Below are 13969 nucleotides of genomic sequence, written 5' to 3'. Positions count from 1 at the left end.
CGGGGCCGCAACAAACCCCGTCTCAACCCTGCTTGGCTTTGCGGGCTTCCATGAGCTCCTTCTTGCAATCGGGCGAGAGCTCCTTGCGGTGCTCCTTCATGCAAGCCTTGAGCGTGCCGTCGCCCGGCTTGATGCCGGGGCAGTACTTCTCGACGTCGGCCTTGCAGGCCGCAGCCACGTCGGCGGCCGATGGCGCGGCCTCAGCAGCGTGAGCGGCGACGGACACCAGAAGGCCGGCGCAGGCCAGGGACAAGGCAGAGAAAGTGATTTTCATGGGCGGGATCTCCAGGTTGGATGACACGGGATACGACGCGAACCGCGGCGAATTCTCCCACCCGACATGCACCGCTGCGGCAGAGAGCTGCGAGGGTCAAAACCTGCCGGAGCCCTGCCAGTGTCAGGTCTTGCAACACGACATCCCAAAGCCGATGAAAGACGTCCAGCGTCAAGACGATGTCGCTTCGCAAGACCTGACACCAAGCCCTCCTTGAGAGAGTTGATGGAGGCCATCCCGTATGCATGGCCCCGTACCACGCGATTGCCGCAACGGCGGGGCTGCATACTGAGTGCATGTCCATCCGACGCCGCAAGATCATCATCATCTGCGTGCTCGCCACCACCGCCGCGGCGCTTGGCGCCCACTTCGTCAGCGGCGCAGTGAAAGGAAGCGGGCGGGGCTGTGGTCGGAGCGCAGAGGTTCCGACCACAGCCCGTCTGGCCGACATGCACATCCAGCAACCCTTGTTGCTGTTCCTGGCACACGGCCGGATGGTGCGCCGCAATCTCACCAGCGGCTCGGACACCGTCCTGTCGGACCACGGCTTCCTCTTCGAGCCTTCGGTGGTCCGTTCGGCCGACGGACGCTGGATCAGCTACAGCGGCGAACTCACTGACGAACGGCGCACGCAGTACTGGCTTTACGACATGTGGTCCGGACAGGACAGGTTGGTGCTGGAGACGCCGGCCTGGGGCGGTTCGATTCCCGTGTTTTCACCGGATGGGCACTACCTGGCCGTCGCCGCCAACTACGACAGCCGCTGGCCCGACGCGAGCATGGCCGGCACCTACGTGTTCGATACCTCGACCTTAAAGGCTTCGCGCTTGGGCATCCCGGCAGCTGCGCCTGCAGACACGGCTTGGACTGACCCCGAATGGTCAGCCGATGGCTCGCGCCTTCTACTCATGACCATTGACGAACGCAGCGGCCGCGAGCATCCGCGGGAATATCGAAGCTGGGCACCCGGCACGCCAGCTGCGACACCCATCGAAGCGCAATGGGTGGAAGAGCCCCAATCGGGCATAGGGCACAGCGTATGGCGGTTGGACGGCGCGGAAGTGCCGGTATTCGAGCAGCGCCTGTTGCAAGGCCAAGGCGGTAATGCGCCCACGACTTCACCTGACGGATCGTGGACGGTGAAGGTCTTGGAGCCTGACGGCGAGGCCGCACTGGAGGTCACGGACAGGACGGGTAACACACGCCGCGTCGACACCGGCAACTACGACGGATGCGAAGGCTTCGCGTTCAAACTCGTTGGCTGGATCGACCCGGCGCATCTCGTCTATCGCAAGCCAGGCCCGGTCACGCTAGTGGTTGAGCCGGCGACGAGTCGTGTGGCGCCGCTGCTGCAAACGCATGATCAGAGTTACTTGCTCGGGTGGTAGGCAGACGCCGATTGAGTCGCAGCTGTCAATGACAGCGGTTGCGCATTGCATAGGGTCCTGAGATCCGTTGGGGCAAGCTCGATCTCCACCCGCGGAACGCCGGCGCCAGTGAGTATGGTGGCGTGGCTAAACAGCGTTTCGTCAACGAATACAGGGATGTCCGGCACTGCAATCGGCGTTACCGAAGTTGGAGGGTAGCCGACCAGATCGCGCAGTTCAGACAAGGATGCCATTTCCAGCCGCCCTTCATCCAATTTTGCCGCAAGGCTGTGCAGATCAATGCGTTTGTCCATGCCGCATACGACTAGATAGTGACGAGCCCCAACGCGCCCCTTCAAGAAAAGCGTTTTGGTGATGCGCGAAAGGTCATAACCCAGCGCATCGGCGAAGTCTGCCGGCGTCCGGATTGGTTGCTCGAAATCGTCATGGCGGCGTACGCTATAGAGGACCTTCGCTGTATTCAACACTTCCGTGATGCGAGGCGCAGCATGGACATGGTCTTGCGATGTGATCGTCATTTCAAACCGCTGGGCGGCCTCCTCGAAATGGCCTCGAAAGCGCTCGGGCACTGCGTTGCCATAGATTCTCGCGTATTCGTGAAAAAGCCGCGGGCTGTCTTTGAGGAACAGGATGTCCGTTGGCACCATGTGGCGGATGACCAGCATCGGTATCGGACTGTAGAGCGGACGGAACTCGGGATTCCAAAGGCCGCGCTTGTCTGGCGGCCCCGCATGAAACTCGCCGACCATCAGCCCATTCGGAACGAAGTGCAGTTGCAGGTCGGCTTGCGCTGCTTCGATCAGTTCCCCGACTTGCGTTTCGGCAACGCGAGGAAAAAGTACCATTAGGGACTTGAGCTGTGCTTCATTGCCAGATACAGGATCGAGTTCGATGAAGCGTTCCATCTCGCGCAGCAGGATGACCTTGATCGCATCGATGTCGAGGTCGTCATTTTCGTAGACGGTCGCGAACATGAGCTTCTTCATCAGCGCCACGGGTACAAACGGGCACATGGGACCATTGCGACCCAACTCCGGGTGCGGCGCGCACAGATAGTCCCGCGCCCAATGTGCGATGACCTCGGCAGCCGGGTGCCCTGCGGAAGCTGCGACATGCAAGGACAGCAGCGGAGGCATGCCGTGGTTCAACGGATTCCCGATCAATGTCTGAGTCATGGCGAATCGGTATCGGCGGTGTGATTGAATTGGTCGGCGGTGCGCCACACTGGCCCGCTGTTACTCTTCCAGCAGGCTGGCAACGTGTGTGCGGCCGACGTCCATTGCCTGGTCACGAGACTTCCGTGACCGCTGCAGCCATCGACGGCCGGGCGCTCATGTGCCAACCGCCATGTGGCGTCGCACGCTGAGAGGGCGCATGTCAATCCATTCCCTGTCGATGTGCGCCAAGCAGTCGGCTCGCGAGCCCTGATGGCCTTCGGCCCGCCAGCCCAGAGGGATGTCGCGCCCGCAGGGCCAGATCGAATACTGCAACTCGTCATTGATGACCACGACAAATTGGTCTTCGCTTGTGGTTTGCATGTGGATCCTTTTGACAACCAGTTCATCGCAACATGGCGAACAGGCAGTGGTGCGGGTACCGAGACTCGGCTTCGAATTTCAGGTCGGCCATGCGGCAGTGCGTCTTGCAAGCTTGAGCGCATGCACATGTGCAAACAGTTCTTCGAGCGAGTCCGCTTCAAACAAGGTAGCAAGCGGCACATCGACACCGTGCTGTTCGCTGATGACAGCGCAGAATCGCATGGCGCTGAGCGAATCGCCGCCGACGTCCATGAAGTGGTCGCTCGCCCGGATCTGCGGCTGTCCCAGCAACCGGCGCAGCCCTTCGAGAAGCTCCTTGGTCAGCTCGGCCGTTTCCCTTGTCGGGGCCTCTTCATCAACAACGGCCCCCTCGGTGTGATGCTGTAAACGTCCGATCAATGCGCGACGGTCGACCTTGCCGTTAATGGTCAATGGGAGCTCGTCGAGGAATGTGATGGTGCGCGGCACCATGTAGTCCGGGAGCACCGCACGAAGCTGCAACAGCAGGGCGGCTTCATCTACAGGATCGCCCCCCCCGCGTAGCGCCGCGAATGCGTGTAGCGTACCGGTGCTCGGTGATTGCCCAACATGGACAGCACAGGCGTCCACAAGCAGGCCGGTGGCGCGCAGAACGGTCTCGATTTCACCGAGCTCGACGCGAAAACCCCGGATCTTCACCTGGGTGTCGATGCGACCGAGATAGTCGAGTCGACCATCGCACGTCTGACGCACCAGGTCGCCCGTGCGGTACATGCGCGAGCCATCTGCCGCGAATGGATCGGGCAGAAAGCGTTCTGCCGTCAGCGCGGGCCGGCCCAGATATCCCTGCGCCAGCCCGGTGCCTGCGATGAACAGTTCTCCTTCGGTTTCCAGCGGTACAGCTTGGCCGTTCTCCTCGAGCACATAGGCGGCAGTGCCTGGGACTGGCGTGCCGATTGAAATCGCCGCATTGCCGGATACGGCGGACGTCATGACGTGGCAATGCGAGAAGGTTGTGACTTCGGTTGGGCCATAGCCGTTGACCAATACGCGGCCGCCCGACTGGATGAACCAACAGGCCGCCAATGGCGACATCACATCCCCACCTGCGAGCAGGACACGGATGCTGTCCAGGCGTGACAGGGCTGCCTCGCCCATCGCGTTGAACACCCCCGTGCTCAGCAGCAGCACAGTGACGCCATGGGCATCTATCAGCGCGCCTATCTCCTTTCCCGAAATGCGCGGCGGGGCCACTACCAGGGTCGCGCCTGTCAGCAAGGCACCCCAGATCTCAAAGGTAGAGCCGTCGAACGCGATGGACATACCGTGATAGACGACATCGTCCGGCATGAAGCCGCAATAGTTGGCTCCCATCACCAGATCGAGAACCGCCCGATGGGGAATGCACACGCCCTTGGCCTCGTTCGTTGAGCCCGAGGTGTAGATGACGTAGGCAAGTTCGAGCGGATGAAGGTCCAGCAGAACGGTTGGCCCCGCTTGGTCGGTCGATGCCAGGTCGATGACAAGCAGTTCACCGGTGAACCACGCAGGTGCCTCCTCCCCTTTGGCAATGGCCAGAATCCTGATGCCCGCGGAGGCCGCTTGTGCTGCGAGGCGCTGTCCAGGTGCCGCAGGGTCTAAGGGCACATACGCGGCGCCGATCTTGAGAATAGCCAGCATCGCCACGAGCGCTGCAGCCGACCGGTCCATGTGCAAACCGAGATATTCGCCGCGCCTTGCGCCTTGTCCGATCAAGACAACTGCAGCGACTTCGGCCAGTCGGTCAAGCTCACCGTAGCTAAGACGCACTGAGCCGTCGATGACGGCCGTCTTCTCCGGCATGGCGCGCACGACACGCGAGAACGCGATCGGCAAGGAACCTGAAGGCGACAATGGCGTGTGGTTGTTGCACGCGATGCTTGCGCCGGAAACGGCATTGGGCACAACGTGTTCGACAGGTTGATCGTCCATCCATCCTCCTCGAGCCTTGTCCTGCATCGTGCCTGGGCACATTCATGTGATGGTGGCGCCAGCCGACTGCGGCTGCTTCGTCCAGGGCCAGGAACGTCGGGCAAGCGCCTCGTCGGCCTGTTGCTGGATGGCGTCCTTGTCCAGAATGACTGAATCGGGGATTGCATCAGGCAAGGTCTCTTCCAGGTGGCGCAAGGGCCGATAGAGCAACCCAAGCAAGGTCAGTGCGACCGATAGGAGCCCCAGGATCATGATCAGGACCGCCGCGCCGCGCCCGGCTCCATGGTCTGCCCATTGCTGGAAGAACGAAGGCGCCTGCCCATCGGCAACCATTGCCTGGAAGGCGTGGTCGACTAGCCACCCGGCCAGCAGCGTTCCCAAGGGCATCAGCGAACGGGCCAGCGTCTGGTTGGCGGCGATCACCCGCCCTTGCAGTTCCAGGCCCACCTTGACCTGCACCAGCGAGAGCCAATGCGCATTGATGAAAGCGCTGCACACGCCAATGCCAAACATTCCGGTCATTGCGTAGATCTCAGCCGGGCCTGTTGCAACAATCACGGCCGATACGCCGAACAAGGCAACGAACCCGATCATGCCGACGACACGGTGGCGCAAGCCGCCCCACAGGCCCATGGCGAGGCTGCCTACCAGCATGCCTGCGCCGTTCATGGCCATCACCGTGCCAAGCGTCGCTGTGTTGGAGAACGCCAAGACCAACGGCGTCACCAGCACCAGCACCATGCTCGCAAGGCAATTGCCCAGCGCAAAAAATACAGCCAGCGCGATCATGCCGTGTCGCTTCAGGATGTAGCGCCAGCCGAGCATCATCTCTTTCCAGAAGGGCTCTTCCTGCCGGCGAAACAGCGCGTACGGGAAGCGCACAGCGAGCAGCGTCGCCAAGGCAATGACGTAGCTGGCGATGTCCAGCAGCAGGACGTGGTCGAGGCCCAGCCGCAGCATCAATACGCCGCCGAACATCTGTCCGATTAGCAAGCCGGATGCGCTGCCCAGTTGTACGAACCCATTCGCGTGCCCAAGGTACCGCTTGGGCGCAAGTTGCGCGATGGCCGCCGTATAGGCGGGCTGCCGGAACGCGCTGGCAATGGCGCTCAATGTCGCGACGGCGTAGAGCGTGCCAACATGCAGTTGCCCGGTCCAGGCCAGCGCCGCTGTGACCGCCGCCAGCAACACGCAGAACAGATCGCAGGTCATCATGATCTTGCGCCGATCCCAACGGTCGGCTGCCGCGCCTGCGACGGGCAGCACCAGGACCCCAGGCAGGATGCCCAGTGCCGACATCATCGCGAAGTCGGAGATGGCACCCGACTGTTGGTACACCCAGACGCCCAGCGCAAACGTGGACAACCCAGTGCCGATCACCGAGATGAGCTGGCCCAGCGAGACCAGCAAGAACGTGGCGAGCGTCGAAGTCGACCGTCGCACCGCCTGCTTCGGCGGCGACACAAGTGCGGTTCGCTCGACCTGCTCAGCCGTACCGTGTTGCCAGCGCCTGGCCTCCTTCGTGCCGAGTTCGGCCAGCTCGCGCGCCTGGTGCTTCTGGAAAAAGTGTCCAGCGCCGGGGATGATCGCCAGAGATACCTCACGACTGAAACGTTGCCATTCCAGGTATTCCTCAACGTGGAATTCGGTGGCACGGTCGCGCTCGCCCACCACACACAGGAGTGGAACATCAAGCAGTGGGGTGTTGGGTGCTCGATAGTGGGACGTGTAGAACGCCTCTGCTTGCCTTCCGTCATGGCGCATGTTGCGCACGAGGAACACCAACTCCTCGGGGTCCTCGTCACCCACCGCGCCACCGGTGACCAGCAGCCCATCCAGGATGGCGCGGGTGGAGAGCAGGCCGTCGGTGGGAAGTACCCGGCTGATGGCATCGAAGACCTTGCCCGGAAGGCGCGGAATAGGGAAGGAGCCGCCCACGACGACACCCAGCACGTTCTTCGCGCCGCGCACTTGCAACTGCTGCGCGATGGCTACCGCCATGCCCGCTCCCAGGCAATGGCCGTAGAGCAGAACAGACCCGCGAATGGTGCGCTCGATTTCGTCGGCGCATTGCATGGCCACCGCGTCGAATGGCTGCAGCGGATCGTCTGGCCGAGCGAAGTCATGTCCTGGAAGCTCTACGGCATGCAGCGCGTCGCCCTCCGGCAGGTGATTCGACAGCGCCAAATAGGAGATGGCGCTCCCACCTCCGAACGGCACGCAAACCCAGGTGATGCCGTCCGGTCGCGCTTCGCGCGGCGTGAGTCGATGCAGCAAGCCCTCGTGGCCGGATGTCGCGCGGGAAATGTGACCGGCCAGCAACTCCACGGTGGGATGGCGGAACAGATCCATGACGCTCAGGCCACGGCCGATGCTGCGAACGGCGCGGACCGCCTTGAAAGAATCGCCACCCAGGTCGAAAAAGTTCTCGTCGATGCCGAAGCCTTCCAAACCGAGCAGCGCGGCCCAGATGGCTGCGATTTGCATCTCGAGCGGGTTGCGCGGAAGGCGATTAGCTGCGGTGGCCGGGAGGTGGTCTTGGCTGGGGGCCGGCAAGGCGAAGCGGTCGAGCTTGCCGTTGGCGTTCAGCGGCAGCCGAGCGATCGGCACGAAGGCCGTGGGCACCATGTAATCGGGTAACACCGCACGCAGTGCGAGGCGCAGGGAATCGATGATTTCGCGATATCGGTCGCGTGCCGTGCTTTCGGTCATCACCAGGTAGGCCACGAGGCGCTTGTCACCCGGTGTGTCCTCGCGAAGGACCACGCGGGCCTCCTGCACGTCATCGTGCGTCAGCATGGCCTCGATTTCGGCCGTCTCGACGCGATAGCCGCGTATCTTGACCTGATGGTCCATGCGCCCCAGGAACTCCACGGTGCCGTCCGCGCGCACACGGGCCAGATCACCGGTGCGATAGAGCCGGCCACCAGATGCCCCAAACGGATCGGGGATGAACCGCTCGGCCGTCAGCGACGGCCGGTCCAGGTAGCCTCGTGTGATGCCGTTGCCCCCGATGTGCAACTCGCCAGGAATGCCGGTTGCCATGAGTTGAAGGTTGGCGTCGAGCACGTAGGTCCGAACGTTGCCGAGCGGTCGACCCAGCGGCAACGTGCCATCCGAATTGGGCAGTTCTGCGGGTACGGCATAGGTGAGCGCCGCCACGCTGCTTTCGGTGGGGCCGTAGTGGTTCTGTATGGCGAGTTCCGGCCTCACCGCTCGTACCTGGGCCACGGTTTGCAAGGTACAGGCTTCGCCGGCAAATACCAGGCAGCGCTGCGGCAGCAGGTCCTCGATGGGCGCCATGGAACACAGCGTTTCGAAGTGGCTGGGCACCAGTTTCAGCACGTCGGGACGGCGCCGGCGCATGTAATCGGCAAATGCCAGCGGCTCGGTAATTCGAGCGTGGGACATGACATGCACGCAGCCGCCGCTGGTCAGGGCCCCGTACAACATCGTGGTACCCAGGTCGGCGGCAAAGGTGGACACCATCGCGAAATGGCAGCCCTGGGGCACGTCCAGCCGGTGCATCACCCCGCGCAGGTAGTTAAGGTATTGCCGATGCTCAACAGCCACACCCTTGGGACGTCCCGTCGAACCCGAGGTGAACAGCACGTACATCAGGTTGTCGGTGCTGTTCGCCACGAGAACCGGCGCGGTTGATTGAGCAGCGATCGTCGACTCGTCGCGGTCCATGCAGATCGCGAGGATGCCTTCCTGAGCGTCGAATGGGGCGAGCAGGTGCGATTCGGTGAGGCACAGCGTTGCGCCTGCATCCTCGAGCATGAAACGCACGCGGTCGACAGGATAGGTGGCGTCGACGGGAACGTAGGCTGCACCGGCCTTGAGGATGCCGAGCAGAGCTGCCACCGTCTTGTGCGTGCGCTCCATGTACAGCCCCACGCGCTGGTCAGCACTCGCGCCGTGCGACCTGAGAAGGGCCGCAATGCGATTGGACCACTCATCAAGCTCGCGGTAGCTCAGGCAGGCCTCTTCATGGATCACCGCAGGCGCATCGGGTGTCCTTGCAGCGTGGGCGCCGAACAGCTCGACGACGTCGCGTACCCCCGGGTACGTGACCGCCGTGTCGTTGAAGGTCGCCTGCAGCGCTTTGCGTTCCTCATCGGCGATCAAGTCCAGCAGCGCGAGCGGAGCGTCCGGGCGGCGCAGCATGTCCCGCAGAAGGTTGTGCAGGTGGTCCACCATCCGCACCACCGTGCTGCGGTCGTACAGATCAGTGTTGTAGGTCACCGAGCCGCTAAGCCCATCGTCGAGGTCGTCGATGGCCCAACTCAGGTCGAACTTGGCGCAACCGATGTCAATCGGCACATCGCGCACCACGACACTTGCCAGGTCAAGCGCCACGCGAGGCACATTGTTGATGGACAGCATGACCTGAAACACGGGTGTATGGCCGAACTGGCGCCCAGGCGCCATCTTCTCGACCAGCTTGTCGAATGGAAGAGATTGGTGATCGACCACGGCCATCCATTCGGCCCTCACCTGCCGCATCAGTTCGCGTGCGCTGGCCGCCAGACCCGGGCGAACGCGCATGGCCAGCGTATTGACGAAGCAGCCGATCAGGTTTTCCCACTCGGCAGCATGACGGCCCGCCACTGGCGTGCCGATGACAAGGTCGCCTTGCCCGCTATAGCGCTGATACAGCGCACCAAGCGCAGCAAGGAAGATGATGAAGGGTGTGACGTGCTCTTGCTGGGCAAATGCCTTCAGCGCTTTGCGTGTGTCATCGTCCAGGCGAAATCTTTCAATGGCGCCAGACGCGCTCTGCACCGCGGGGCGCGGGCGATCGGTCGGCAGTTCAACCAGTGGCGGCGCTCCAGCGAGTCTCTGCTGCCAAACACCAAGCTGGAGATTGAGTGCGTCCGCGTGCAGCTGCTGTGCCTGCCAGTATGCAAAGTCGGCGTATTGAAGCGCTGGCGCCGACGTGCCATCCGTTTGACCGCGCGGGGCAGCGTTGTAGAACATACCCAGTTCGCGCAGCAGCACGCCTACTGACCATCCGTCCGCAGCGATGTGATGCAGGTTGATCAGCAGAACGTTTTCGTCTGTGCCTGTGCGCCATAAGGTGGCACGAAACGGCGGTTCGTGTTCCAGCGCGAAGGGCGTGCCGGCTTCCTTGGTCACGCGGGAATGCAGCTGATCGATGGACTCGCCATCATCGCCGTCGATCACCCGTAGGCATATCTCATGCACGGGGCGGACGAAGGCCACCGGTTCACCGCCGTCGTCGCGATAGCTGGTGCGCAATATCTCGTGCCTTTGCGCGACACTCTGCAAGGCCAGTTCCAGCTGCGAGGCGTCAAGCTGTCCGTGCAGGGCAAAAGCGACGGGAATGTTGTAGGCGGCGTTCCCAGGCTGCCATAGGTCCAGAAACCATAGGCGCCGCTGGATGGACGAAAGCGGCGTTCCGGCCTCGGCGGGTCTCTGCGTGAACCGTGGCTTCTCCTGATTCACCGACTGCGCCTTGCGCAGACGCTGCTCCAGCAGGCGGCGACGAGCATCCATGTCCGACCCGAGCGCGCTCATGCGACGCTCCCTCCGCTGGCTAGCAACCCCGCGGCTGCTTGGCTGTCGTTCAGGGCCAGTGCACGTGCGACGTCAGCACTGTCCATGGCCTCGATCTGCGCCATCAAAGCCGCCTCAATGCGCAGCGCAAGCGCCGCTGCCGTTGGCCATTCGAACAAGAGCCGCAACGACAAATGGAGTTCGAAACGTTCGCTGGCGCGCGCCATGACCTGCGCTGCGAGAATGGATTGCCCACCCAGCGCGAAGAAATCATCCTCAACGCTCACTTCGCTCAGCCCCAGCACTTCGCAGAAGATGGCAGCAAGGATCTCCTCCGTCAGCGTACGTGGTGCAACGTGTTCATGCCGCGCGCCATACCCAAGCGTCTCTGGTAACGGCAAGGCGCGTCGATCAATCTTTCCATTGGCTGTTCGGGGGAATGCCGCCAGCGAGAGGATGGCTACGGGAATCATGTGTTCTGGCAGCTGAGCGCGCAGCTCGGTTGCAAGCCCCTGGCCATCAATTGCACTTCCTGTCTGTGACACGACGTAAGCCACAAGTTGCTTGCCACCAGCCCCTATCGATTGAGCTGTGACGACGGCATCCTGCACATGCGGGTGCTGTCGGAGCACGGCCGCTATCTCGCCCAGCTCAATGCGGAAGCCGCGGATCTTGACTTGGTCGTCGACGCGCTCGACGAAGGCAATCGAGCCGTCAGGCAAGTACCGCGCATGGTCACCGGTTCGATATAGGCGTGCACCCGGTGGCACGGAAGGATCTTGCGCGGCGAAAGGATCAGGAATGAAACATTCGGCTGTGAGGCCCGGGCGGCCGAGGTAGCCACGAGCCAGTCCTGCGCCGCCGATGTACAACTCTCCCGTTACACCCGGAGGTACCGGCTCCAAGTTGGCGTCGAGTACATAGACACGTACATGTGGGATCGGCCGCCCGATGGATGGCGGACCGCCATGCGGGGCGCACTGGGCCATCGTCGTGCAGATGGAGGCCTCGGTCGGCCCATAGGCGTTGATGAAGCGCCGCTGTTCTGCCCAGCGATTCACCAGTTCTTCGGAGCATGCCTCTCCACCTGCAATGACTGACTCCAGCGCAGGCAAATCGTTTGCCGGTACCGTGGCCAGCACCGACGCCGGCAGGACGATGACGTTCACACCTTGTTCGCGCAGCAGCCTCGCCAGCGGTTCTCCGCCGATGACACCGGCTGGGCGCAGCAGCAGACGGGCGCCCACCGCCAAGGTCATGCACACGTCTGACACGGAGACGTCGAAACCGAACGAGACGAACTGGAGGACGCAACTGCGCGGATAGACGCCGAAGCCCGCGATCTTTGCCTTGACCAGGTTGAAGAACGCGCCATGGGAAACCTCCACGCCCTTTGGCTTGCCGGTGGATCCGGAGGTATAGATGATGTAGGCGAGATTGTCCGAGGCCGGGCCATCACCCAGCGGATCTCCCGGCAGATCATCCAGCGCTGCACCATCATCCTGCCAATCCCAGGTGACTGGAGGACGAGGAGACGCTTGCCGCGCGAGCAGCGCGTCTAGCCGCTTTTTGAGGCCCTGGCCGCTGACCAATAGGCCCAGCCGCGAATCGTCAATCATGAAGGCGATTCGCTCATCCGGATAGGCAGGATCGATGGGCAGATACACCCCGCCCGCCTTAAATATGGCAAGCATGGTGCAAACGAGTTCCGGGCTGCGTTCCAGCAGTACGCCCACCGGGGCTTCCCGGCGTATGCCCCGTTGGCGCAATAGATTCGCCATTTGGTTGGCGCGACGGTCCAGCTCGCCGTAGGTCCATTCGATACGGCCGGAAATGAGTGCTATCGCGTCTGGCCTGTCTTGCGCGCGGGCCTCGAAGAGCCTGTACGCAAGGCCTGGCGTCGGCTCGCCTCCAGTGTCGTTCCACGCCAGAACGGCTTGTGCGCGTTCGGCTGAATCAAGCAATGGCAGTTCGTTCGTTGTAGTGTCTGGACTGGCAATCGCTTCCGACAACAGAACGTTGAAGTGCGAGAGCATGCGCCGCGCCGTCGTTGCATCGAACAAGTCGCTGTTGTATTCCAGTGACAACGTGGTGCCAGCTTCAAGCGGATCGAGCACCAGCGCAAGATCGAAGCGTGCGCGATCGGTCGGCACTTCTCCCGCATAGCTCGCATGCAGTCCAGGCGCCAGTTGCACCGGTGGCCGCGCGTTTTGCACCACGAGCATTGCCTGGAATACCGGCGAATGAGAGAAATCGCGCTGCCCCCCCAAGGCTCCGATGAGTTCAGCGAAGGGAAGTTCGCCGTGAGAATATGCTTTGAGGCATGCATCGCGTACGCGGCGAAGAAACTGCCGAAATGGCACACCATCCCCCATCCGGACGCGGATAGCCAAGGTATTGACCAGGAAACCGATCAGGTCCTGCGTTTCTTGGTCGGAGCGCAGTGCGAATGGGGTACCAATGACCACCTCCTGCTGCCCTGCATATCTACATAGCCAGATTGCATACGCGGCCAGCACGTACATAAAGGGAGTGACCCGCTCGCCGCGGCTGGCACGCTCCAGTTGCTCCATCCATGTACCTGCAATTGGTACCGTTACCGTTGCGCCACGATACGTCTGGACAGAAGGACGATGCCGATCTGAAGGCAGTGCGAGCACGGGGAGTTCGCCCCCCAGTTCGCCTGTCCAAAAATCCATCAGGCGTTGACGATGTACGCCGTGAAAGCGCAGTCGCTCAATGGCAGCAACATCCTGGAACTGCAGCGCAAGAGCGGGCAATGGCGCCGCTCTTTCGTCCACGAAGGCCGGATAAATTGCACCGAGTTCCCGCAAAAACACGCCAATAGAAGCGCCGTCGAAGATGATGTGATGGACCGTCAGCGCAAGCTGATGCACGCATTCATCGAAGTGGTACAACACCGCCCGAAACAACGGCGGCGACGCCAGATCGAACGGTTGGTTGAGCACGGTGCCTTGGTGCTCCCGGGCCAGTTCCAACAGGTGCTTGCGGCCGCGCAAGTCTTCAACGGGAAGCGAAAACGCTGCAACTGGCATCTGAACAAGCGCCGCTTCTCCGTTCTTCTCCATGAAGCCCGTGCGGAGCACATCGTGGCGCCTGATCACTTCGACGATAGATCGCTCCAGCGCAGCGATATTCACCATGCCGCGCAAGTCGACAATCATTGCGGCGTTATATAGCGCCTTGTCCTCTACAATCTGGTCAATTATCCAGAGACGCTCTTGCGCGAAAGACAGTGCTTGCGCTGCGACGGGAGTCGGCAACCTATCGACCAT

7 protein-coding genes are annotated in these 13969 nt (G+C 62.2%); 1 reads left to right on the top strand and 6 read right to left on the bottom strand.

Annotated features, from left to right (window positions below; all coding sequences use genetic code 11):
• Positions 1 to 22 precede the first annotated feature (22 nt).
• Entirely contained in the window at positions 23 to 301 is a 279-nt protein-coding gene (locus tag ACAH41_RS09865; RefSeq protein WP_325652725.1) for a hypothetical protein, read from the bottom strand.
• Positions 302 to 570: 269 nt separating this feature from the next.
• Between ACAH41_RS09865 and ACAH41_RS09860 the strand changes: the two genes are divergently transcribed.
• Entirely contained in the window at positions 571 to 1662 is a 1092-nt protein-coding gene (locus ACAH41_RS09860) for a hypothetical protein (protein WP_325652724.1), read from the top strand.
• Here the strand turns inward: ACAH41_RS09860 and ACAH41_RS09855 are convergent.
• The 5 genes from ACAH41_RS09855 to ACAH41_RS09835 form a co-directional block, all read right to left on the bottom strand.
• Positions 1644 to 2837, bottom strand: a complete 1194-nt coding sequence (locus ACAH41_RS09855; RefSeq protein ID WP_325652722.1) for a YbaK/EbsC family protein — start codon at positions 2835 to 2837, stop codon at positions 1644 to 1646. The two genes, ACAH41_RS09860 and ACAH41_RS09855, sit on opposite strands and share 19 nt — an antisense overlap.
• Before the next feature lie 156 nt (positions 2838 to 2993).
• The gene (locus ACAH41_RS09850; RefSeq protein WP_325652721.1) at positions 2994 to 3200 is read right to left on the bottom strand and encodes an MbtH family NRPS accessory protein; all 207 of its coding nucleotides are present in this window, start codon (positions 3198 to 3200) and stop codon (positions 2994 to 2996) included.
• A gap of 78 nt (positions 3201 to 3278) precedes the next feature.
• On the bottom strand, positions 3279 to 5150 hold the full coding sequence (locus tag ACAH41_RS09845) for a non-ribosomal peptide synthetase (protein ID WP_325652720.1): 1872 nt from the start codon (positions 5148 to 5150) through the stop codon (positions 3279 to 3281).
• Between the two features lie 42 nt (positions 5151 to 5192).
• Positions 5193 to 10694: a non-ribosomal peptide synthetase gene (locus ACAH41_RS09840; RefSeq protein WP_325652718.1), complete on the bottom strand. Its 5502-nt coding sequence runs from the start codon at positions 10692 to 10694 to the stop codon at positions 5193 to 5195.
• Entirely contained in the window at positions 10691 to 13969 is a 3279-nt protein-coding gene (locus ACAH41_RS09835) for an amino acid adenylation domain-containing protein (protein ID WP_325652716.1), read from the bottom strand. The genes ACAH41_RS09840 and ACAH41_RS09835 overlap by 4 nt, the downstream gene beginning before the upstream one ends.

Source organism: Ideonella sp. (genome assembly GCF_041287625.1).
GTDB lineage: Bacteria > Pseudomonadota > Gammaproteobacteria > Burkholderiales > Burkholderiaceae_C > Ideonella.
Note: the sequence above shows the minus strand (reverse complement) of the source record. Positions and strands in the feature narration are given on the sequence as shown.

Excerpts from the sequence above, each read along its gene's own strand:
- ACAH41_RS09860 (WP_325652724.1), top strand. The coding sequence starts at position 571 with ATGTCCATCCGACGCCGCAAGATCATCATCATCTGCGTGCTCGCCACC.
- ACAH41_RS09855 (WP_325652722.1), bottom strand. The coding sequence starts at position 2,837 with ATGACTCAGACATTGATCGGGAATCCGTTGAACCACGGCATGCCTCCG.
- ACAH41_RS09850 (WP_325652721.1), bottom strand. The coding sequence starts at position 3,200 with ATGCAAACCACAAGCGAAGACCAATTTGTCGTGGTCATCAATGACGAG.
- ACAH41_RS09845 (WP_325652720.1), bottom strand. The coding sequence starts at position 5,150 with ATGGACGATCAACCTGTCGAACACGTTGTGCCCAATGCCGTTTCCGGC.
- ACAH41_RS09840 (WP_325652718.1), bottom strand. The coding sequence starts at position 10,694 with ATGAGCGCGCTCGGGTCGGACATGGATGCTCGTCGCCGCCTGCTGGAG.
- ACAH41_RS09835 (WP_325652716.1), bottom strand. The coding sequence starts at position 13,969 with ATGGTCGATAGGTTGCCGACTCCCGTCGCAGCGCAAGCACTGTCTTTC.